This window comes from Streptomyces sp. Y20, from assembly GCF_043195475.1.
Taxonomy (GTDB): domain Bacteria; phylum Actinomycetota; class Actinomycetes; order Streptomycetales; family Streptomycetaceae; genus Streptomyces.
This window is the reverse complement of the sequence record NZ_JBIDDP010000008.1, coordinates 35,715-57,457: the sequence shown is the minus strand read 5'-3', so window position 1 is coordinate 57,457 and position 21,743 is coordinate 35,715. Positions and strand designations below refer to the sequence as shown.

Sequence of the window (21,743 nt, the reverse complement as noted above, 5' to 3'; positions counted from 1 at the left end):
TGGGCAGCTCCTTCCATGAGATGTGGGCGGAGCTGCTCCCCATCGGCCGCCACGCCGGCTCCCGGGGATACCGCCGCTACGCCTGGACCGGGGCCGACGCCGACTGCCGGGCCTGGTTCGAGGAGCAGGCCCGGGCGCGAGGGCTGTCGTACGAGGTCGACCGGAACGGCAACCAGTGGGCCTGGCTGGGCGATCCGGCCGCCGGGGACGCCGTCGTCACCGGATCGCACCTGGACTCCGTGCCGGACGGCGGCGCCTTCGACGGGCCCCTCGGGGTGGTGTCCTCCTTCGCCGCGCTCGACGAGCTGCGCGGCCGGGGAGCCGAGTTCACCAGGCCCCTGGCCGTCGTCAACTTCGGCGACGAGGAGGGCGCCCGGTTCGGGCTCGCCTGCGTCGGCTCCCGGCTGACCGCCGGCCAGCTGACCGCCGAGCAGGCCCACCGGCTCACCGACGGCGACGGGGTCAGCCTGCCGCGCGCCATGGAGGCCGCCGGGTACGACCCCGAGGCCATCGGTGCCGACCCCGAGCGGCTGGCCCGGATCGGCGCCTTCGTCGAACTCCACGTCGAACAGGGCCGCGCGCTGGACCTGTCCGGCGACCCGGTCGGCATCGCCAGCGCCATCTGGCCGCACGGCCGCTGGCGGTTCGACTTCCGCGGCGAGGCCAACCACGCCGGCACCACCCGGCTGGCCGACCGCCGCGACCCGATGCCGTCCTACGCCGAGACCGTGCTCGCCGCCCGCCGCGAGGCCGAACTCGCCGGTGCCGTCGCCACCTTCGGCAAGGTCTCCGTCGAGCCGAACGGCGTCAACGCCATCCCCTCGCTGGTGCGCGGCTGGCTCGACTCCCGCGCCGCCGACCAGGAGACCCTGGACACGGTCGTCGGGGGAGTGCAGAAGGCCGCCCGCGAGTACGCCGCCGCGCACGGCGTCGACCTCGACGTCGTCCGGGAGTCCTTCACCCCGGTCGTCGAGTTCGACCACGCCCTGCGGGACGAACTCGCCCGCATCCTGGGCCGGGACACCGGCCTGCGGGTACCCGTCCTCGGAACCGGTGCCGGACACGACGCCGGCATCCTGTCCGGGAGCATCCCGACCGCCATGCTGTTCGTGCGCAACCCCACCGGTGTCTCGCACTCCCCGGCCGAGTCCGCGGCCGAGGACGACTGCGTGGCCGGGGTGCGCGCACTCGCCGACGTACTGGAAGGACTGGCCTGCCGGTGACCGAGGGAACCTACTGGCTGGAGCACGCCTGGCTGGGCGACCGGGTCGAACCGGGCGTGACGGTCGAGGTGGCGCGCGGCCGCGTCACGGCCGTACGCACCGCGACGCCCGCCCCGCCGCCCGGCGCCGAGGTGCTGCGCGGGCTGACCCTCCCGGGTCTGGCCAACGCCCACAGCCACGCCTTCCACCGGGCGCTGCGCGGCACCGTCCAGGTCGGCAGCGGCACCTTCTGGACCTGGCGCGAGGTGATGTACTCCGTCGCCGACCGGCTGACCCCGGAGACCTACCACGCCCTGGCCCGCGCGGTGTACGCCGAGATGGCCCTCGCCGGCATCACCTGCGTCGGCGAGTTCCACTACGTGCACCACGCGCCCGGCGGCACCCCCTACGCCGACCCCAACGCCATGGGCGAGGCGCTGATCGCCGCCGCCGCCGAGGCCGGGATCCGCATCACCCTCCTCGACACCTGCTATCTCTCCGCCGGCTTCGGGCAGCCGCCGGACAGCCACCAGCAGCGCTTCTCCGACGGCGACGCGGAGAGCTGGGCCGCACGCTGCGCGGATCTGCGGGAGCGGGACCACGCCCGGATCGGGGCGGCGATCCACTCCGTACGGGCCGTCCCCGCCGGCCAGCTGGCCACCGTGGCACGGTGGGCCGAGGAGCGGCGCGCCCCGCTGCACGTGCACCTGTCGGAGCAGACCGCCGAGAACGACGCCTGCCTGGCCGCCCACGGCCGCACGCCCACCCGGCTGCTCGCCGACCACGGCGCCCTCGGGCCGCGCACCACCGGTGTGCACAGCACCCACCTCACCGACGAGGACATCGCCCTGCTCGGTGGCTCGGGCACCGGCACCTGCATGTGCCCCACCACCGAACGGGACCTGGCCGACGGCATCGGCCCGGCCGCCGCGCTGCAACGGGCCGGCTCCCCGCTCTCCCTCGGCTCCGACAGCCACGCCGTCATCGACCTGCTCGAAGAGGCACGCGCGATGGAACTGGACGAGCGGCTGCGCACCCGCACCCGGGGCCACTGGACCGCCGCGGCGCTGCTGCGGGCCGCCACCGCCGACGGCCACACCGCCCTGGGCTGGGACGACGCCGGCACCATCGAGCCCGGCGCGCTCGCCGACCTGACGACGATCGCCCTGGACACGGTCAGGACGGCCGGGCCGCCGCCCCGGCTGGGCGCCGAGACGGCCGTCTTCGCGGCGGGCGCGGCGGACGTACGGCACACGGTCGTGGGCGGCCGGCACGTCGTACGCGACGGCGCGCACACGCTCGTACCGGACGTGCCGCGCGCACTGGCCGCCGCCGTCGAAGCCCTGCGCGGCTGAGGAACGCCGACCCCCACGAGGACGACACCATGAGCAGCAGCACCGTCATCACCAACATCGCCACGCTGGTCACCAACGACCCCTCCCTGGGAGGTTCCGCCCTCGGCCTGGTCCAGGACGCGGCCGTCGTCATCGACGGCGACCGCATCGCGTGGACCGGTGAAGCAAGCAAAGCACCCGCCACCGACAACCGGGTCGACGCGGGCGGCCGGGCGGTGCTGCCGGGGTTCGTGGACTCCCACTCCCACCTGCTCTTCGCGGGCGACCGCACGCAGGAGTTCAACGCCCGTATGTCCGGTCGCGCCTACACCGCGGGCGGCATCCGCACGACGGTCGCCGCGACCCGGGCCGCGAGCGACGCGGAGCTGGAGGCGAACCTGACCCGCTACCTGGCGGAGGCGCTCCGCCAGGGCACCACCACCTTCGAGACCAAGTCGGGCTACGGCCTCACCGTCGAGGACGAGTCGCGTGCCCTGCGCGTCGCGGCCACGCACACCGACGAGGTCACCTACCTCGGCGGGCACATCGTCCCCCCGGACCACGCCGACGACCCGGCGGCCTACGTCGCCCTGGTCACCGGCGAGATGCTGGACGCCTGCGCGCCGCACGCCCGCTGGATCGACGTGTTCTGCGAGAAGGGCGCCTTCGACGGCGACCAGGCCCGTGCGATCCTCACGGCCGGCCGGGCCAAGGGCCTGCACCCGCGCATCCACGCCAACCAGCTCACCTACGGCCCCGGCGTCCAGCTGGCCGTCGAACTCGACGCGGCCAGCGCCGACCACTGCACCCACCTCACGGACGCCGACGTCGACGCCCTGGCCCAGGGCCGCACGGTCGCCACCCTGCTTCCGGGCGCCGAGTTCTCCACCCGCGCGCAGTGGCCCGACGCCCGCCGCCTGCTGGACGCGGGCGTCACCGTCGCCCTCTCCACGGACTGCAACCCCGGCTCCTCCTTCACCTCGTCGGTGCCGTTCTGCATCGCCCTCGCCGTCCGTGACATGGGGATGACGCCCGACGAGGCGGTCTGGTCGGCCACGGCGGGCGGCGCCGCCGCCCTGCGCCGCACCGACATCGGCCGCCTCACGCCCGGCGCCCGCGCCGACCTGATCCTCCTGGACGCCCCGAGCCACGTCCACCTGGCCTACCGGCCGGGCGTGCCGCTGGTCAGCGGGGTGTGGCGCGGGGGCGTACGCGTCGTCTGAGCGGCGGCCGGGCACCCCGGCAGCGCGCCCGCGCGACGTCCTCGCGGACCGGTCAGGCGGGCTCCACCGCGGTGGCTCCACAGCCACCGCCCGCCACCGGAGCCTGGCCACGGCCCGGCGACGGAGCCTGCCCGCCCGCTGCCGTGACGCCGGCTGCCGTGACGCCGTCCGCTGTGACGCCGTCCGCTGTGACGCCGTCCGTTGTGACGCCGTCCGCGGCGATGCCGTCCGGGTGCGCACCGGCCGTGCGTCCCCGGTCCGCCGGCGTCCGGCCCCAGGCCGTACCGGCGAGCACCAGGACGGCGCCGAGGTATCCGAGCGGGCCCGGCCGGTCGCCGCCCAGGGCGATGCCCACGGCCGCGGCCCACACCGGCTCCGTGCCGAGCAGCAGGCTGACCCGCGACGGGGACGACCGCCGGACCGCCCACATCTGCACGAAGAACGCGAGCACCGTGCAGAACACCGACAGGTACAGCAGCCCCAGCCAGTCCCCGGCGCCGAACCCGGCCGCCGCGGACCAGGGCGAGGCGCCGGTGCCCGGCAGCGCCACCAGAACGGCGAACACCACGACCGCACCGCCCAGCTGAACGGTCGTCAGCGACAGCGCGTCCGCCCCCCGCACCGACTTCATGCGGGACATGGCCAGGACGTGCGCCGTACGGGCGGCGGCGGCCCCGAGCATCAGCAGGTCGCCGCCGTTCGGGGCGGTGAAACCCGCGCCCAGGGTCAGCAGGGCGACACCGAGCACGGACAGTCCGGCCGCCGTCAGGAACGACCCGGGCAGCCGGGTGCCGCTCACCCTGCTCTCGGCGAGCGGGGTGAAGACCATGGTGAGACTGATGATCAGGCCCGCGTTCGTCGCCGAGGTGTGCACCACCCCGTACGTCTCCAGCAGGAAGATGCCGGCGAGGATCAGCCCCAGCAGCCCGCCACCGCGCAGTTGGGCCGCGCTCAGCCCGCGCAGCCGCCGCAGACCGGCGGCGGCGAGCACCGGCACGGCCAGGGCGAACCGCAGCACCAGCACGGCGAGCACCGTCCGCTCCGTGGTGACGCCCTTGGCGGCCAGGTAGCTGGAACCCCACACCACCGCGATCAGCAGGACGGGAAGATCGGTGAGCCGGCCGCCACGGGCCGCGGAGACAGTCATGGGCATCCTTCGGGGGCGTACGGACGGGGCGCACTGCGGCGGCATGACGGTTGCCCGGTCGGGTACCCCTCAGCCGGTGGAGGCTGCCCGAACGCGGGAGCGGCCCGGCGCGTCGGCCGGGCCGCTCCCGCGGTGGACGACAGGCTCACTCCTCCACGGTCAGTCCCTTGCGCAGCTGGACCAGCGTGCGCGACAGCAGCCGGGACACATGCATCTGGGAGATGCCGAGTTCCTCGCCGATCTCCGACTGGGTCATGTTCGCCACGAACCGCAGCGAGAGGATCTTCCGGTCGCGGGCCGGCAGACCGGCGATCAGCGGCTTGAGCGACTCGATGTACTCGATGCCCTCGAGCCCGTGGTCCTCGTAGCCGATGCGGTCCGCGAGCGCGCCCTCGGACTCGTCCTCGTCCGGCTGGGCGTCCAGCGAGGAGGCCGTGTAGGCGTTCGAGGCCGCCATGCCCTCGACGACCTCCTCGTTGGAGAGGCCGAGCCGCTCGGCGAGTTCCGCGACCGTCGGGGCGCGGTCCAGCTTCTGCGCCAGCTCGTCCCCGGCCTTGGCGAGGTCCAGCCGCAGCTCCTGGAGCCGGCGCGGGACGCGCACGGACCACGAGGTGTCCCGGAAGAAGCGTTTGATCTCACCGATGATGGTCGGCATCGCGAATGTGGGAAATTCCACACCGCGGGCGAGTTCGAAGCGGTCGATCGCCTTGATCAGGCCGATGGTGCCGACCTGGACGATGTCCTCCATCGGCTCGCTGCGGGAGCGGAAGCGGGCGGCGGCGAATCTCACGAGCGCGAGGTTCAGTTCGACGAGCGTGTTGCGGACGTACGCGTGCTCGTGCGTCCCTTCCTCCAGCGACTCCAGGCGCTCGAACAGGGTCTTGGACAGCGCCCGCGCGTCGACCGGGCCGATCTCGTCGTACGGGGGGATCTCCGGGAGTCCCTCGGGGAGGTCGAGGGCGCCGATGGGATGTTCCAGTTGTTCCGGTGGGGGTGCCGACGTCGCGATGGGGGTATGCGATGCGTCGAGCCGGGGTGACATGGGTGTCCTCCATCGTTCTCGGCATAAGGCTGCCGAAGCCAGTGCGTGCACTACCGTGTGCGGCGCCTCCGAAGCCGGCGTGTAGGGATGTGTGTCCCTACTAGCCCTACCCGCTGAACCGAGCGAGTCGCAAGAGCAATGTGTTGTGATATGTCCGTTTGTGCGCGGTTGTTCGGGTGTCGGAGTGCGCGGGGAAGGCGTAATGTTCGAGGGCATCAGCAGCCACGACCTCGGGAGAGAGACGGCATGGACCACGGGACGGTCGGCAGCGCACAGTCGGGCCGGCTTCTGGTGGAGGTGCGGGAAGAGGGCTCCAGCGCCGTAGTGACACCGGCCGGAGAGCTGGACCACCACACCGCCGATCTTTTGCGGGAGCCCCTCGACGACCTTCTGGCCAAGGGCTTCGCGCGGCTCGTGGTGGACTGCTCACGCCTGGAGTTCTGCGACTCCACGGGCCTGAACGTCCTGCTCGGCGCCCGGCTGAAGGCGGAGGCCGCCGGAGGCGGTGTCCACCTCGCCGGAATGCAGCCAGTGGTCGCCCGCGTGTTCGAGATCACCGGAGCCGAAGCGGTCTTCACCCTCCATGACTCACTGGAGGCGGCCCTGGCCGACGGTGCCGACTGACCCGCCGCCCCGCGCGGCCCGTCCGGGCACCCGTCGCCGGCCGCTTTCGGGCGTTGCGCGCGTCACGCCGAACACAGGGGTGTTCCGCCGGATCGGTCGGGCAGGAGAGGGCAGAAGAACCAGGAGGCGACCGGACGGCCGCCGGACCCTGCCGGGCCCGGCGAACGGCCTGGACTGGACCCGCCTCGGCGGACCGGTGGTCACAGGACCCCGCACGGATGACGCGCGGGCGGCGGCCGGACGACGTACGACCCGGCACCGGTGGTGCCGGACCTTTGACCGCACTTTTAGGATCATGAACTGGTGAATCGGTGAGGTGAAGCGCTGATGAGCACCACCCGGCCTTACTCGCCGGGCGACCGCGGCCCGGAGCCCAGCGGCGCTTCCGGGGCGTCCGAGGGGGTTGCGCCGGTCGTCGGCGCAACCACGGGGGCAGCCGCGCCGTCCGTGCCGACCGGCTCGTCCGGCGGCACACCGCAGGAACGGAGCCCGCAGCTCCGCAGACTCCGTCTGGAAGGCGAGAGCGGGGTCGTCCCCCTCGCCCGTGACTTCACCCGCCAGGCGCTGTACGCGTGGGGCTGGCTGCCCGCCGACTCCGCGGACCAGCGGGCCGCCGCCGAGGACGTCCTGCTGGTCGTCTCCGAACTGGTCACCAACGCCTGCCTGCACGCCGATGGCCCCGACGAGCTGTTCCTCTCCTGCGACAACAAGGTGATCCGGGTCGAGGTCTCGGACCGGGGCGCGGGCCAGCCGGCCCCGCGCACCCCGCACCGCGCCGGCCGCCCGGGCGGCCACGGCATGTTCATCGTGGAGCGGCTGTGCCTGGACTGGGGCGTGGTCCGCACCGACGGGCGCCCCGGCAAGACCGTCTGGGCGGAAATGGGCGCGCCCGCCTGACCGTTGACGCGAGGCGGCGCGCGAGCGCCGCCCGACCGTCACCGGAGCCCAGCGTTCCCCTGCACTGTCGCCACCCCGGTCGGACCGACGACCGGAACGCGCGGTACGGCTACGACGTGCCTGCCGGCAGGGACGGATACCTGTGGGCAGCACCCCGGCGGTCCGGCCCCGCGGAGTTCCGCGACCTGTCCGGCCCGCCGTTCCTGTCGCCAGGCGCCTGATCCGCCTCTGACGTACCCGCCGGCCCGGACAGACGCCTTGGCACCCCTGGCAGCCGTGCGGGCCGTGGGCGGGTACGCCGGCACTCGACAGGCAGGTCAGCGGTGGCAGCGACGCCGGCGGCGTCGCCGGGCCCGGCGACCACGGCACGCGGCGCGGGGCCCAGCGGTGGCAGCGCCCCGGCCTCTGACGGCCCGGTGCTGCCCGGTGCGGGACGCGCTGAGCCGCACGCTGCGACCCTTCGCGGCCCGGCGTCCGAGCCACGGCCCCGCGCGCCGTCGGCCTCGGCGCCCCGCAGGTCACCGCACCCCGAAGGCGCTCCGCCAGACACCGTATGCCGCAGCCCCACCGCCCGCCGGTCGGCGCCCGCAGGCCGCCGCCCCCGCGAACTTCCTGGAGGGCCCATGCGTCCGGCAGGTCACCGCAGCCCCACCGCCCGCCGGTCGGCGCCCGCAGGCCGCCGTGCCCCGGCACCCCCGGAGGGCCGCGAACCTCGCAGGCACCCGCAGAGCCGCCGTACCCCGCCCCCCACCGCGGAGCCACCGCACTTCCCACCCCGCCCCCCGGGAGGCCCGCCGAACCCCGCAGGCCCCCGAACCTGCCGCAGGCCCCCGCAGGTTGCCGAACCCGGCATCACCCGGCGGGTCGCCCCGCCCGCACGCAAAAGCCTGGAGGGCCGCCGCATCCCGGGATGCGGCGGCCCTCCAGTCGTGTTCAGCGGTCGTCAGTTCACGTTGCCCATGAGCTTCTTGACCTTGCTGCGGTACATCCACACCGCGACACCTGCGATCACGGCGAGCACGGCCTCCAGGGCGACGAAGCCCATCTTGTCGAGGTTGACGCCACCGACGGCCGGATTGGACAGCAGCGCGGTGATCGAGTCGCCCGCGGTGACCGCGAGGAACCAGACGCCCATCATCTGCGAGGCGTACTTCTTCGGCGCCATCTTCGTCGTCACCGACAGACCCACCGGCGACAGAGTCAGCTCACCGACGGTCTGCACGAAGTAGATCGCCACCAGCCACAGCGCCGCGGCCTTGTGACCGCCCTCGGCGATCGACAGGGGGGCGAGGAAGAGGAAGAAGGACGCGCCCACCAGGACCAGGCCGGAGGAGAACTTCACGATCGTGCTGGGCTCCTTGCCGCGCCGGTTCAGCCACAGCCACAGCCAGGCGAAGACGGGCGCCAGGGCCATGATCATGACCGGGTTGACCGACTGGTACCAGGAGACCGGGAACGTCCAGCCGAGGACCGAGTTCTTGGCCGAGTCCGAGGCGAAGATCGACATCGTCGAACCGCCCTGGTCGTAGATCATCCAGAAGACGGCGGCGGCCACGAAGAACCAGATGTACGCCGACACCTTCGAGCGCTCCGCCGGCTCCAGGTCCTTGTCGCGCAGGATCCGGGTGATGACGAGGATCGGCACGAGCAGGCCGATCAGGGTGAGCGGGATCAGCGCCCAGTTCAGGGTGAAGTGGCCGGAGAAGCTCACGGCGCCGTAGAAGACGGCGGCGACGGCCAGCCAGATCAGGCCCTTGCGCAGGGTGGCGGCCTTCTCCGCGGCCGACAGCGGGGTGGGGACCTCGCTGCTGCGCGGGTTGAGGTGGCGCCCGCCGAGCAGGTACTGGACGAGGCCCAGCGCCATGCCCAGGGCGGCCAGCGCGAAGCCCAGGTGCCAGTTGACGTTCTCGCCGACGGTGCCGATGACCAGCGGCGCGACGAAGGCGCCGAGGTTGATGCCGATGTAGAACAGCGTGAAGCCGGCATCCCGGCGCGGGTCGTCCGGGCCCTTGTACAGGTGGCCGACCATCGTGGAGATGTTGGCCTTCAGCAGGCCGGAGCCGATGGCGACGAGGCCCAGGCCGACGAAGAAGCTGGCGGCGGCGGGCAGCGCCAGGCACAGGTGGCCGAGCATGATGACCAGACCGGCGACGGCGACCGTCTTGCGGGGGCCGAGCACCCGGTCGGCGAACCAGCCGCCGGGCAGGGCGAGCAGGTAGACGAGCGACACGTACACGGAGTAGATCGCGGTCGCCGTGCCCGCGTTCATGTGCAGGCCACCCGGGGCCACCAGGTACAGCGGGAGCAGGGCCCTCATGCCGTAGTAGGAGAAACGCTCCCACATCTCGGTCATGAAGAGAGTGGCCAGTCCGCGGGGGTGGCCGAAGAAGGTCTTCTCGGACCCGGGGGTGCCCGGGCGGACCGAGTCCTTCGTCAGGCTGGACGCCATGGTCGTTCCTTGCTGGTCGGGACGCGCGGTCGAGCGTGCGCGCCCGGTGGGGGTGCGGCCGGCACCGGCGGGGTCGGCCGTCCACCCCCACGCCCAGGGGGAGTCCGTTCCGGATCGCGGAGCGGTGGGCGGCGACCACCGGGATCCACGCTCCGACGCGTCACTGCGTCCGGAGCCCGGCCAGAGGTCATTCCTTTCAAGGCTGATCTTCATCAGCCCGCACACAAAAGAGACCTTCAGCGTCACTGCCCGCCGAAGGCCCCCGGTGTACTACAGGCGTTCAGGTCACCATACGGCAGGACACCGCCGGATATGGAAGGACTTGAGACGCGGATCACAGGTGTCGTGGGAACCGCACGAGGGCATTCGAAGGTCCCTTCTACGATCCCATCCCCAGGTCAATGGTTCGTACCAGTGGGCCGCGAAGGTAAGAAGCCCGGGAAGCGATCACACCCCGGCACCCTCCGCGAGCGGTCTACCATCACCTCATGACCCGTGTACTGCTCGCCGAGGACGACGCGTCCATCTCGGAGCCGCTGGCCCGCGCCCTGCGCCGGGAAGGTTACGAGGTCGAGGTGCGCGAGGACGGACCCGCCGCGCTCGACGCCGGAATGCAGGGCGGTGTCGACCTGGTCGTGCTGGACCTGGGCCTGCCGGGCATGGACGGCCTCGAGGTCGCCCGCCGGCTGCGTGCCGACGGCCACACCGTGCCGATCCTCATCCTGACCGCGCGGGCCGACGAGGTGGACACCGTCGTCGGCCTGGACGCGGGCGCCGACGACTACGTCACCAAGCCCTTCCGGCTCGCCGAACTGCTCGCCCGGGTCCGGGCCCTGCTGCGGCGCGGCGCCGCCGAGCCGCAGCAGCCGCCGGCCACGCACGGGGTGCGGATCGACGTCGAGTCGCACCGGGCCTGGATGGGCGACGAGGAACTCCAGCTCACCGCCAAGGAGTTCGACCTGCTACGGGTGCTGGTGCGGGACGCCGGCCGGGTCGTGACCCGCGATCAGCTGATGCGCGAGGTGTGGGACACCACCTGGTGGTCCTCGACCAAGACCCTCGACATGCACATCTCCTGGCTGCGCAAGAAGCTCGGCGACGACGCGGCGAACCCGAGGTACATCGCGACGGTCCGCGGCGTGGGCTTCCGCTTCGAGAAGAGCTGAGCCCGGACCAGCGACAGCACAGGTGACCGACCATGCGCCGACGTCTCATCCAGTCCACCCTCGCCGTCGTCCTGGTGGTGATCGCCGTCTTCGGTGTCTCCCTGGTGATCGTGGAGACGCGGACGATCAGCAACAGCGCCCAGGAGCGGGTGTACTCCGAGGCGGTGCGGCTGGCCAGCATCGTCGACAGCCGGATACTCGCCGCCGAGAACGTCAACGCGGACGTGCTGCGCAATCCGGTCAGCAAGGAGCAGTACGCGGTGATCCGCATGCCCGGCCGGCCGCCCATCGAGATCGGCACCCCGCCGCAGGGTGACGTCATCCGCGCCCGGCAGACGGGCGAGGAGGGCGAGAGCGTCACCGTGGAGGAGCCGCGCTCCGCGGTGACCCGCGAGGTCGGCCGCACCCTGCTGATCATCGGCCTGGTGGCGCTGCTCGCCGTGGTCGCCGCCGTGCTCCTCGCCGTACGCCAGGCCAGCCGGCTCGCCTCCCCGCTGACCGACCTCGCCGAGACCGCCGAGCGCCTCGGCTCCGGCGACCCGCGCCCCCGGCACAAGCGCTACGGGGTTCCCGAGCTGGACCGGGTCGCCGATGTGCTGGACTCCTCCGCCGAGCGGATCGGGCGCATGCTGACCGCCGAGCGGCGCCTGGCCGCCGACGCCTCCCACCAGCTCCGTACGCCGCTGACCGCCCTGTCCATGCGGCTGGAGGAGATCACCCTCACCGACGACCCGGACACGGTGAAGGAGGAGGCGACCATCGCGCTGACGCAGGTGGAGCGGCTGACGGACGTCGTCCAGCGGCTGCTGACCAACTCCCGCGACCCGCGTACCGGCTCCGCCGTCACCTTCGACCTCGACGAGGTCATCCAGCAGCAGCTCGCCGAGTGGCGGCCCGCCTACCGCAGCGCCGGCCGGGCGGTCGTCAGCTCCGGCAAACGGCATCTCCAGGCGGTGGGCACCCCGGGCGCGGTCGCCCAGGTGCTGGCCGCGCTGATCGAGAACTCCCTGATGCACGGCGGCGGGACCGTCGCCCTGCGCACCCGGGTCACCGGCAACCAGGCCGTGATCGAGGTCACCGACGAGGGGCCCGGTGTGCCGGCCGACCTCGGCGCGCGGATCTTCGAGCGCACGATCAGCGGGCGGAACTCCACGGGCATCGGCCTGGCCGTCGCCCGGGACCTCGCGGAGGCCGACGGCGGCCGGCTGGAGCTGCTCCAGGCGCAGCCCCCGGTCTTCGGCCTGTTCCTGTCCCGCACGCCCCCGGCCCGCACCCCGGACGACGACCGCCCGACGGTGCGCTGAGCGCGCCCGTCAGCGGACGCGCTGCTGCGGCTCGGACGCGTGGGGGTGCGCCTCGGCCGCGAGGATCGACTCCGCCTCGCGGGAGGGCAGCGCCCGGAACACCCAGGTGCGGTACGACCAGAACCGGAACAGGGTCGCGACGCCGATGCCGACGAACTTGAAGACGTTGCTCTGGAGCGGGCTGTCCCAGCCGAAGCCGTAGGTCGCCAGGTACAGCAGGCCGTTCTCGATCACCAGGCCGATCGCGCTGAACAGCAGGAACAGCGTGAGTTCCTTGGTACGGCCGTGCTTGTCACGGTCCCGGTAGGTCCAGTAGCGGAAGCCGACGTAGTTGAAGACGATCGCCACGACGGTCGCGATGACGCTGGCCCGCACCACCGGCAGCCCGGAGACGTGCCGGACCAGGTTGAAGACGCCGAGGTTGACGAGGACACCGGCGCCGCCGACGGCCCCGAACTTGGCCACCTCGCGTACGAGCCGTTGCAGCCCCGAGGAACGAGGTTCCATGGCTGTGCAGCTCCCGTCGGTAGGTTCCGTCGACGCCGCCATGTTATCCGGGGCGGGGCGCCGATGCCCGTGGGCCGGACCACGCCCAGGAAACAGGTCGGAAAGAGCCGGGGAAGCGCTGGGTAAGAGATCGGGAGCGGGACGGGATCCGGCCGCCCCGCCGTGGCCGATACGCTAGGGGTGTGACGTTCCCGGTAGTCGGCATGGTCGGCGGGGGTCAGCTCGCGCGTATGACGCACGAGGCTGGCATCCCGTTGGGCATCAGGTTCAAGCTCCTCAGTGACACTCCTCAGGATTCCGCGGCGCAGGTCGTCGGCGATGTCGTCATCGGCGACTACCGCGACCTCGACACGCTGCGCGAGTTCGCGCGCGGCTGTGACGTGATCACCTTCGATCACGAACACGTGCCCACCGAGCATCTGCGGGCCCTGGAGGCGGACGGCATCCCCGTGCGCCCCGGGCCGGACGCGCTGGTGCACGCCCAGGACAAGGGCGTGATGCGCGCGCGGCTCGACGCGATCGGCATCCCGTGCCCGCGGCACCGGATCGTGCGCGATCCCGCGGACGTCGCGGCCTTCGCGGCGGAGGGCGACGGCTTCCCGGTCGTCCTCAAGACCGTCCGCGGCGGCTACGACGGCAAGGGCGTGTGGGTCGTCGGCTCCGTCGAGGAGGCCGCCGCGCCGTTCCGGGCGGGTGTGCCGGTCCTCGCCGAGGAGAAGGTCGACTACGTCCGCGAGCTGGCCGCCAACGTCGTACGCTCCCCGCACGGCCAGGCCGTCGCCTATCCGGTGGTGGAGTCGCAGCAGGTCGACGGCGTCTGCGACACCGTCATAGCCCCCGCGCCGGACCTTGACGAGGCCCTGGCCCTGCACGCCGAGCAGCTGGCGCTGACCATCGCCAAGGAGCTGGGCGTCGTCGGGCACCTCGCCGTGGAGCTGTTCCAGACCCGCGACGGCCGCGTCCTGGTCAACGAGCTGGCGATGCGCCCGCACAACTCCGGCCACTGGACCATGGACGGCGCCGTCACCTCGCAGTTCGCCAACCACGTCCGCGCGGTCCTCGACCTCCCGCTCGGTGATCCGCGTCCCCGCGCGCCGTGGACGGTCATGGTCAACGTCCTGGGCGGCGACTACCCGGACATGTACGGGGCGTACCTGCACTGCATGGCCCGCGACCCCAAGCTCAAGATCCACATGTACGGCAAGGACGTGAAGCCCGGCCGCAAGGTCGGACACGTCAACACCTACGGCGACGACCTGGACGACGTGCTGGAGCGCGCCCGTCACGCAGCCGGCTACCTGAGAGGCACGATCACCGAATGAGCCCCGTTGTTGGCATCGTCATGGGGTCGGACTCCGACTGGCCCGTCATGGAAGCCGCCGCCAAGGCCCTGGACGAGTTCGAGATCGCCTACGAGGTCGACGTCGTCTCCGCGCACCGCATGCCCCGCGAGATGATCACGTACGGGGAGCAGGCCGCCGACCGCGGCCTGAAGGCGATCATCGCCGGTGCGGGCGGCGCCGCCCATCTGCCCGGCATGCTCGCCTCCGTCACCCCGCTGCCCGTCATCGGCGTGCCGGTGCCGCTGAAGTACCTGGACGGAATGGACTCGCTGCTGTCCATCGTGCAGATGCCGGCCGGTGTCCCGGTCGCCACGGTCTCCGTCGCCGGTGCCCGCAACGCCGGTCTGCTCGCGGCCCGGATGCTCGCCGCGCACGACGAGGACCTGCTGCACCGGATGCGCGACTTCCAGCAGGACCTCAACGACCAGGCCACCGAGAAGGGCAAGCGGCTGCGTGCCAAGGTCGAGGGCGCGAGCGGCTTCGGCTTCGCGAAGTGACCGCGGTGACGTCCCTGGCCCAGGCCCGGGAACTGCTGCGCGAGTTCCCGGTCGTCGACGGCCACAACGACCTGCCGTGGGCGCTGCGCCAGGCGGCCGGCTACGACCTGGACAAGCTCGACATCGCCGCCCACCAGGGCGCCCACCTGCACACCGACCTGCCGAGGCTGCGCGAGGGCGGCGTCGGCGCGCAGTACTGGTCGGTGTACGTGCCCGCCGAGCAGCCCGAGCCGGTGGCGGCGACGCTGGAGCAGATCGACTGCGTCCGGCGGCTGCTCGCCCGCTACCCGGCGGACCTGGCGCCCGCGCTGACCGCCGCGGACATGCGCCGGGCACGCCGGGACGGCCGTATCGCCTCCCTGATGGGCGCCGAGGGCGGCCACTCCATAGCCAACTCGCTGGGCACCCTGCGCGGCCTGCACGCGCTCGGCGTGCGCTACATGACGCTCACTCACAACTCGAACGTCGACTGGGCGGACTCCGCGACCGACGAGCCGAGGGCCGGCGGCCTCACCGCGTTCGGCCGTGAGGTCGTCCGGGAGATGAACCGGCTCGGCATGCTGGTCGACCTCTCGCACGTCGCGGCCACGACCATGCGCGACGCGCTGGAGACGGCCTCCGCACCGGTGATCTTCTCGCACTCCTCCGCCCGCGCCGTCTGCGACCATCCGCGCAACATCCCCGACGACGTCCTGGAGCGGCTGCCCGCCAACGGCGGTGTGGCCATGGTGACGTTCGTGCCGAAGTTCGTCCTGCGGGCGGCCGTCGACTGGACGGCCGCGGCCGACGAGAACCTGCGCGCCCACGGCCTCCACCACCTGGACACCGGCCCGGAGGCGATGAGGCTGCACCGCGCCTTCGAGGAGCGCTTCCCGCGTCCCGTCGCCACGGTGTCGACGGTGGCGGACCACCTCGACCACATGCGCGAGGTGGCCGGCGTCGACCACCTGGGCATCGGCGGTGACTACGACGGCACCGCGTTCACCCCGGACGGCCTCAGCGACGTCTCCGGCTACCCCAACCTGCTCGCCGAGCTGCTCGACCGGGGCTGGTCCAAGGCCGACCTGGCCAAGCTGACCTGGCAGAACGCGGTCCGTGTGCTGGGCGCCGCGGAGGACGTGGCCCGTGACCTTCAGGCCACCCGGGCGCCGTCCCTCGCCACCATCGACTCGCTCGACGGCTGACGGTCCAGGGTGGGGTAGTCGTTGTAGCCCTCCGCCCCGCCCACGTACATGAAGTACCGGTCCCGGACCGGGTTGAGCGGCGCGCCGAGACGCAGCCGCTCGACCAGGTCCGGGTTGGCGAGGAACGGCCGGCCGAGCGCCACCAGGTCGGCGCCGGCCGCCAGCATCTCCCGCGCGGCCCGGGCGACGGCCTCGCCGGACAGGTCGGCCAGGTCCGGGTTGCCGATCAGCACGCCGGGCCAGCCGGTGCGGATCCGCCGGTACCAGCCGGCCCCCGGATCGGAGCGCACCAGGCTGAGATAGGCCAGGCCCAGCCCCTTCAGGCGGGCGAGGAGCGCGGCGTACAGGGCGTCGGTGTCGTCCTCGCGGACGCCGTTGACGGTGCTCGCGGGGGAGACGCGGATGCCCACCCGGTCCGCGCCGATCGCGTCGGCCACCGCCTCGGTCACCTCCGCCGCGAACCGCACCCGCCGCTCCACGGAGCCGCCGTAGGCGTCCGTCCGGAGGTTGGTGTTGTCGGCGAGGAACTGGTGCAGCAGCATCCCGTTGGCCGAGTGCACCTCCACGCCCTCGAAGCCCGCCTCGACGGCCCGGCGCGCGGCGGCGGCGAAGTCGGCGATCGTGGCACGGATGTCGTCCGCCGTCATCTCACGGGGCACGCAGGCCGGCCGGTGCCCGCCCGGCGTGAAGATCGTCTCCGGTAGGGAAACGGGGGAGGGCGCGACCGGGGTGAGCCCGGTGGTCTCCGGGTGGCTGACCCGGCCGCCGTGCTGGAGCTGGAGGAACATCCGCCCGCCGGCCGTCCGCACCGCGTCGGTCACCTGCCGCCAGCCGGCCGTGTGCCGGTCGGTGTGGATCGCGGTGATGTCCGGGTACGTCTGCCCGGCCGCGTTCGGCGTCGAGCCCTCGGCGACGATCAGCCCGGCGGTGGCGCGCTGGGCGTAGTGGGTGACCATCAGCGGGGTGGGGGAGCCGTCGGGCTCCGCTCGGTTGCGGGTCAGCGGCGCCATCACCAGGCGGTTCGGGAGCGTCAGCCGGCCGAGCCGGGTCGGGGCCAGGAAGTCCGTTGTCTGCGTCATGCCCGGCACGGTAGAACGTGACACTGATGTCAGGTTCAAGCCCGGAGGCACCGGCATGAGAATCGGCGAACTGGCCCGGCGCACCGGAGTGAGCGAGCGCTCGCTGCGGTACTACGAGACCCGGGGGCTGCTGAGCAGCGACCGCACCCCCGGCGGCCACCGCGACTACCCGGACGCGGCCGTCGACCGCGTCATCCGGATCCAGGAGCTGTACGCGGCCGGTCTGAACAGCGAGAAGATCCGGCAGCTGCTGCCCTGCATGCGCGACCGGGACGGTGGCCCCTCCGCGATCGCCACCCCCCGGCTGGTCGCCGACCTCAGCGCCGAGCGTGACCGCATCGACCGCATGATCATCGACCTCCGACGCTCCCGGGAGACCCTGGACGAGGTCATCCGCACCGCACGCGAGACCTGACCGGCGTACCCCCGAACGCCCCGCTCACCAGGAAGCGTTCCTCCTCCCCGTGCGACCGTGGCGGTACGCCAGCGACATCACGACGCAGCTCACGACCGACGTAGCCCACGACGTACGGAGCCCGCCATGGCCGACCTCCAGGACGACGTCCCCACCACCGCCGAGGTCGGCGGGGAGGACGGGCTGCCGGACGACCCCTTCCCGCCCACGCCGGCCGCGCAGACGCTGGAGCGGGCTCACGCCCTGCTCGCCGCCCACCCGGTCGCGGACGGCTACAGCGGCCTGCCCTGGGCCCTGCGCCATCTGCCCCGGTACGACCTCGAACTGGGCGAGGCCGCGATCGACACGGACGTGCCGCGGATGCGCGAGGGCCACGTCGGTGCGCTGTTCTGGTCGCTGCACCTGCCCGAGGGCCCGGGCGGCGAACGCGTCGTGGCGGCGACCCTGGAACAGCTCGACCAGGTGCGCACGGTCGTCGCGAGCCACCCCGAGGGACTGCGCCTGGCCCACACCGCCGGCCAGATCATCGACGCCCGCAACTGCGGCCGGGTCGCGGTCGTGCCGGGCCCCGCGCACGGCACCGCGCTCGGCGACTCCCTCGGCATCCTGCGCATCCTGCGCGCCCTGGGCCTGCGCGTGCTCAGCCTCGCGGGCACGGCCTGGACGGACCGGCCGGGGCTGACCCGGTTCGGTGAGGAGGTGGTGCGCGAGATGAACCGGCTCGGCGTGCTCGCGGACGTCTCCGGCGCCTCCCCGGCCACCGTGGAGCGGACCGTCGCCCTGTCCAAGGCCCCGGTGCTGTGCACCCGCTCCGCCGCCCGCGTCCTGCGCCCGCACCCCGCCAACCTGCCCGACGACCTCCTCGCCGCGCTGGGCGGGGCCGGGGGCCTGTGCATGGTGCCGCTGACCGCCGAGCAGACCGGCCCGACCGTCCGAGACGTCGCCGACCACCTCGACCACGTCCGGGAAGTCGCCGGCCCCGAGTGCGTCGGCCTGTCCGGCACCTACGACTCCGGCGCCGCCCACCCCCACGACCTCGCCGACACCTCCCGCTACCCCCACCTGATCGCCGAACTGCTGCGGCGCGGCTGGTCCGAGACCCAGCTGTCCCTGCTGACCTGGGGCAACGTGCAGCGGGTGCTGCGCAGCGCGGACTTCGTGGCCCGGGCCGCACAGCACCGCCAGGAGGCGTCCAACGCCAGGATCACCGAACTGGACGCGCCCTAAGGGCTCCTCGTCCCGATCATGCCGGGCTCGCGGGCCCTGGCGCCGCTCCCCGCTCATCCGGCCCGATCCGAACAAAAGACCCTGGGCCTCACTCGATCCGGCACAGGCAGAAGGGGTGCCCGGCCGGGTCCGCGTACACCTGGAAGTCCTTCTTCTCCCGGTCCGCCGTGTCCAGCGGGCGGGCGCCGAGCGCCAGTACCCGCTCGTGCGCCGCGTCGCCCTCCGCCCAGGTGCTTCCCGCGTCGAAGTCCAGGTGGAACTGCTGGCCGTTGCGGTCCGCGCGCGGCCACTCCGGCGGGGTGTGCCCCTGTGCCCGCTGGAAGGCCAGCCGAGGCCCGTCCGGGACGTACAGCACGACCCAGTCGTCGTCCTGGGCCTGCGGGGTGCCCCCGGCCACCGCCGCGTAGAAAGCGGCCAGCGCGTGCGGATCGGGACAGTCCAGCACGACGGAACGGAGACGGGCGACGGACGCCATGGTGTCCTCCTCAGGAAAACGACTCGGGAAACGGCTTCAGGACGACAACGTGAGCGCCCCCGGAACGGTTTCGGCTGCGCAAGCGGCTCCGCAGCGGCTGCGGAACGACTCCGGAACGGCTCCGGGACCGGCCTGCGCCCCGGTCAGCAGGCGCAGAGGCAGAACGGGTGCCCCGCGGGATCGGCGTAGACACGGAAGCTGCGCGAGCGGTCCGCCGCGTCCAGCGGCTTCGCCCCCAGCTCGAGCACCCCCTTCTCGGCCGCGTCCAGGTCCGTCACCACCAGGTCCAGGTGGAACTGCTGCGAGTCGTCCGGGGCGGGCCACCGCGGCGGCACGAACCCCGGCGCCCGCTGGAAGGCCAGCGCCGGCCCGCCGGGCACCTTCAGGTCCACCCACTTTCCCTCCCCCTCCACCGCGCCGCCCAGCACACCGGCGTAGAAATCGGCCAGCGCACGGGGGTCGGGACAGTCCAGGACCACGACACCGAGCTTGGCGAGAGCCATGACGAACCTCCTTGTGCTACCCGCGGGCTCCTTGTGTTACCCGCAGGACCCGGGTAACCGGTAACGGTCACCGCATGCTCCCGCATCGGGGGTAACGTCGCAAGCATGAGCGAGAGAACGGCCGCTCCCGGCGGCCTGGCCCTGATCGAGTCCCTCGTGAACACGCTGGACATCGAGACGGGCGCCGACTCGCTGGACACCGCGGAGGGCCGCGCCCGCCTCGGGATCGCACGGGCCGCGCTGGCCGACACCCGCGAGCTGCGGGAGTCGCTGCGGGCCGCGCTGCTCGCCCACGCCGGCCACCCGCCGCACCGCGCGGTGACCCCGCTGGGCACCCTGCTGGCCCGGGCCCCGCTCCACGTCACCGTCGACGGACGCGACGGCTCGGCCCGCCTCGTCCCCGCCGACGAGGGCCCGCTGCTCTCCCGGGTCGCCGCCGCTGTCGCCGAGGCGCTCGTCGCGGACACCTGGACCCGCCTGAAGGCCTGCGAGGCCGACACCTGCCACTGGGCGTACTACGACCGCAGCCCCGCCGGGCGCGGACGCTGGTGCTCGATGCGGGTGTGCGGGGCGCGCGCGAAGATGCGGCGGTACCGCGCGAAGGGATCCTGAGCCGGCGCGATGTGGTGCAGAATGCGGAAAGACGCCGGTTCGGCCGACTGAGCCTCGGCCGAACCGGCGTCACCCGCGGCAGCCCTGTCCGGTCACGCGGTCGGGCGTCCCATCGCCCGGTACGTCCACCCCGCCCGCCGCCACAGCTCCGGGTCCAGGGTGTTGCGCCCGTCCAGCAGCACCCGGCCCGCCGCGGCCTCGCCGAGCGCCACCGGGTCCAGCTCGCGGAACTCCTGCCACTCGGTCAGGTGCAGCACCACGTCCGCGCCCCGGGCGGCCTCCAGCGCCGAGTCGGCGTAGCCCAGGGTCGGGAAGACCTTGCGGGCGTTGGCCATGCCCTTCGGGTCGTACACGGTGACCTGGCCGCCCTGGAGGTGGATCTGGCCGGCCACGTTCAGCGCGGGGGAGTCACGGACGTCGTCCGAGTCCGGCTTGAAGGTGGCGCCGAGCACCGCCACCCGCCGGCCGAGGAAGGAGCCGCCGCCGAGCGCCTCCCGGGTCATCTCCACCATCTGGCCGCGCCGGCGCATGTTGATGGAGTCGATCTCGCGCAGGAACGTCAGCGCCTGGTCCGCGCCCAGCTCGCCCGCGCGGGCCATGAACGCCCGGATGTCCTTGGGCAGGCAGCCGCCGCCGAAGCCGATCCCGGCACGCAGGAACTTCCGGCCGATCCGGTCGTCGTGCCCGATGGCCTCCGCGAGCCTCGCCACGTCACCGCCCGCGGCCTCGCACACCTCCGCCATCGCGTTGATGAAGGAGATCTTCGTGGCGAGGAAGGAGTTCGCGGCGGTCTTCACCAGCTCCGCGGTCGGGAAGTCGGTGACGACGAACGGCGTGCCGTCGCCGACCGGGCCGGCGTACACCTCGCGCAGCAGCTTCTCCGCGCGCTCGCTGCGCACGCCGACGACGATCCGGTCCGGGTGCAGGGTGTCCTGGACGGCGAACCCCTCGCGCAGGAACTCCGGGTTCCAGGCGAGCTCGGCGTCCGCGCCGGCCGGGGCGTGCTCGGCGAGGTAGGCGGCCAGCCGGCCGGCGGAGCCCACCGGCACCGTCGACTTGCCGACGACCAGGGCCGGGCCGTGCAGATGCGGGGCCAGGGAGGCGATCGCGGAGTCGACGTAGGACATGTCGCAGGCATACTCGCCGTGCTTCTGCGGCGTGTTCACGCACACGAAGTGCACGTCGCCGAAGGCACCGACCTCGGCCCAGTCCGTGGTGAAGCGCAGCCGCCCGGTGGCGCCCTCGATCCCGGCCACGTGCCGGCGCAGCAGCTCCTCAAGGCCCGGCTCGTACATCGGGGTCTCGCCGCGCTCCAGCATGGCGATCTTCTCGGGGACGACGTCCAGTCCCAGCACCTCGAAGCCCAGCTCGGCCATGGCCGCGGCGTGCGTGGCGCCGAGGTAGCCGGTGCCGATCACGGTGATCTTCAGGCTCATGCGAGTGCTCCAGCTCAGGTCCGTCGGTCGTGCGGTGCCTGAGCATAGTCGGGGCGCTCACCGGGCAACTTTCCCGC

At 73.0% G+C, this 21,743-nt stretch carries 20 protein-coding genes and 1 pseudogene; 13 read left to right on the top strand and 8 right to left on the bottom strand.

The window, feature by feature from the left end; all coding sequences use genetic code 11:
• Positions 1 to 20: 20 nt before the first annotated feature.
• From ACGFT1_RS21190 to hutI, 3 genes are read left to right on the top strand one after another with little or no spacing between them, the layout of a single operon-like run.
• Positions 21 to 1,223 (top strand): allantoate amidohydrolase, encoded by a 1,203-nt coding sequence (locus ACGFT1_RS21190; RefSeq protein ID WP_373910746.1) that lies wholly within the window; start codon positions 21 to 23, stop codon positions 1,221 to 1,223.
• A complete protein-coding gene (locus ACGFT1_RS21185; protein WP_373910496.1) occupies positions 1,220 to 2,557 on the top strand; it encodes a formimidoylglutamate deiminase in 1,338 nt (445 codons plus the stop codon). Before ACGFT1_RS21190 ends, ACGFT1_RS21185 begins: the two co-directional genes overlap by 4 nt.
• Before the next feature lie 29 nt (positions 2,558 to 2,586).
• Positions 2,587 to 3,759 (top strand): imidazolonepropionase, encoded by a 1,173-nt coding sequence (gene hutI, locus ACGFT1_RS21180; protein ID WP_373910495.1) that lies wholly within the window; start codon positions 2,587 to 2,589, stop codon positions 3,757 to 3,759.
• Positions 3,760 to 4,009: 250 nt separating this feature from the next.
• On the opposite strand, the pseudogene ACGFT1_RS21175 reads toward hutI, so the two are convergent.
• Positions 4,010 to 4,906, bottom strand: a pseudogene (locus ACGFT1_RS21175) (DMT family transporter); the annotation flags it as partial.
• A gap of 145 nt (positions 4,907 to 5,051) precedes the next feature.
• A complete protein-coding gene (locus ACGFT1_RS21170; protein ID WP_373910494.1) occupies positions 5,052 to 5,948 on the bottom strand; it encodes an RNA polymerase sigma factor SigF in 897 nt (298 codons plus the stop codon).
• Positions 5,949 to 6,194: 246 nt separating this feature from the next.
• Between ACGFT1_RS21170 and ACGFT1_RS21165 the strand changes: the two genes are divergently transcribed.
• Positions 6,195 to 6,572: an STAS domain-containing protein gene (locus ACGFT1_RS21165; RefSeq protein WP_373910493.1), complete on the top strand. Its 378-nt coding sequence runs from the start codon at positions 6,195 to 6,197 to the stop codon at positions 6,570 to 6,572.
• A 327-nt stretch (positions 6,573 to 6,899) separates the two neighbouring features.
• Positions 6,900 to 7,469, top strand: coding sequence for an ATP-binding protein (locus ACGFT1_RS21160; RefSeq protein WP_373910492.1), 570 nt, complete (start codon positions 6,900 to 6,902; stop codon positions 7,467 to 7,469).
• Between the two features lie 943 nt (positions 7,470 to 8,412).
• On the opposite strand, the gene ACGFT1_RS21155 is transcribed toward ACGFT1_RS21160, so the two are convergent.
• Positions 8,413 to 9,918 carry a peptide MFS transporter gene (locus ACGFT1_RS21155; protein ID WP_373910491.1) on the bottom strand — a complete coding sequence of 502 codons (1,506 nt, stop codon included), beginning with the start codon at positions 9,916 to 9,918 and terminating at the stop codon, positions 8,413 to 8,415.
• Between the two features lie 488 nt (positions 9,919 to 10,406).
• On the opposite strand from ACGFT1_RS21155, the gene ACGFT1_RS21150 reads away from it, so the two are divergent.
• Positions 10,407 to 11,084 (top strand): response regulator transcription factor, encoded by a 678-nt coding sequence (locus ACGFT1_RS21150; protein ID WP_030653180.1) that lies wholly within the window; start codon positions 10,407 to 10,409, stop codon positions 11,082 to 11,084.
• A 32-nt stretch (positions 11,085 to 11,116) separates the two neighbouring features.
• Positions 11,117 to 12,388, top strand: coding sequence for an ATP-binding protein (locus ACGFT1_RS21145; protein ID WP_373910490.1), 1,272 nt, complete (start codon positions 11,117 to 11,119; stop codon positions 12,386 to 12,388).
• 9 nt (positions 12,389 to 12,397) lie between these two features.
• Here the strand turns inward: ACGFT1_RS21145 and ACGFT1_RS21140 are convergent, their stop codons facing one another.
• Positions 12,398 to 12,895: a GtrA family protein gene (locus ACGFT1_RS21140; RefSeq protein ID WP_373910489.1), complete on the bottom strand. Its 498-nt coding sequence runs from the start codon at positions 12,893 to 12,895 to the stop codon at positions 12,398 to 12,400.
• Between the two features lie 182 nt (positions 12,896 to 13,077).
• Between ACGFT1_RS21140 and ACGFT1_RS21135 the strand changes: the two genes are divergently transcribed.
• From ACGFT1_RS21135 to ACGFT1_RS21125, 3 genes are read left to right on the top strand one after another with little or no spacing between them, the layout of a single operon-like run.
• Positions 13,078 to 14,217, top strand: a complete 1,140-nt coding sequence (locus ACGFT1_RS21135) for a 5-(carboxyamino)imidazole ribonucleotide synthase (protein WP_373910488.1) — start codon at positions 13,078 to 13,080, stop codon at positions 14,215 to 14,217.
• On the top strand, positions 14,214 to 14,735 hold the full coding sequence (purE, locus tag ACGFT1_RS21130; RefSeq protein WP_373910487.1) for a 5-(carboxyamino)imidazole ribonucleotide mutase: 522 nt from the start codon (positions 14,214 to 14,216) through the stop codon (positions 14,733 to 14,735). The genes ACGFT1_RS21135 and purE overlap by 4 nt, the downstream gene beginning before the upstream one ends.
• Positions 14,736 to 14,740: 5 nt before the next feature.
• Positions 14,741 to 15,919, top strand: a complete 1,179-nt coding sequence (locus tag ACGFT1_RS21125) for a dipeptidase (protein ID WP_373910745.1) — start codon at positions 14,741 to 14,743, stop codon at positions 15,917 to 15,919.
• Here ACGFT1_RS21125 and ACGFT1_RS21120 read toward each other — a convergent pair.
• On the bottom strand, positions 15,868 to 16,998 hold the full coding sequence (locus ACGFT1_RS21120; RefSeq protein WP_373910486.1) for an alkene reductase: 1,131 nt from the start codon (positions 16,996 to 16,998) through the stop codon (positions 15,868 to 15,870). The genes ACGFT1_RS21125 and ACGFT1_RS21120 overlap by 52 nt on opposite strands.
• Positions 16,999 to 17,053: 55 nt before the next feature.
• On the opposite strand from ACGFT1_RS21120, the gene ACGFT1_RS21115 reads away from it, so the two are divergent.
• On the top strand, positions 17,054 to 17,413 hold the full coding sequence (locus ACGFT1_RS21115; RefSeq protein ID WP_373910485.1) for a MerR family transcriptional regulator: 360 nt from the start codon (positions 17,054 to 17,056) through the stop codon (positions 17,411 to 17,413).
• Between the two features lie 126 nt (positions 17,414 to 17,539).
• A complete protein-coding gene (locus ACGFT1_RS21110; protein ID WP_373910484.1) occupies positions 17,540 to 18,640 on the top strand; it encodes a dipeptidase in 1,101 nt (366 codons plus the stop codon).
• An 88-nt stretch (positions 18,641 to 18,728) separates the two neighbouring features.
• Here the strand turns inward: ACGFT1_RS21110 and ACGFT1_RS21105 are convergent, their stop codons facing one another.
• Positions 18,729 to 19,115: a VOC family protein gene (locus ACGFT1_RS21105; RefSeq protein WP_373910483.1), complete on the bottom strand. Its 387-nt coding sequence runs from the start codon at positions 19,113 to 19,115 to the stop codon at positions 18,729 to 18,731.
• 143 nt (positions 19,116 to 19,258) lie between these two features.
• Positions 19,259 to 19,618 (bottom strand): VOC family protein, encoded by a 360-nt coding sequence (locus ACGFT1_RS21100; protein WP_373910482.1) that lies wholly within the window; start codon positions 19,616 to 19,618, stop codon positions 19,259 to 19,261.
• Between the two features lie 105 nt (positions 19,619 to 19,723).
• On the opposite strand from ACGFT1_RS21100, the gene ACGFT1_RS21095 reads away from it, so the two are divergent.
• On the top strand, positions 19,724 to 20,230 hold the full coding sequence (locus tag ACGFT1_RS21095; protein ID WP_373910481.1) for a CGNR zinc finger domain-containing protein: 507 nt from the start codon (positions 19,724 to 19,726) through the stop codon (positions 20,228 to 20,230).
• A gap of 92 nt (positions 20,231 to 20,322) precedes the next feature.
• On the opposite strand, the gene ACGFT1_RS21090 is transcribed toward ACGFT1_RS21095, so the two are convergent.
• Positions 20,323 to 21,666: a UDP-glucose/GDP-mannose dehydrogenase family protein gene (locus tag ACGFT1_RS21090; protein ID WP_373910480.1), complete on the bottom strand. Its 1,344-nt coding sequence runs from the start codon at positions 21,664 to 21,666 to the stop codon at positions 20,323 to 20,325.
• Positions 21,667 to 21,743 lie beyond the last annotated feature (77 nt).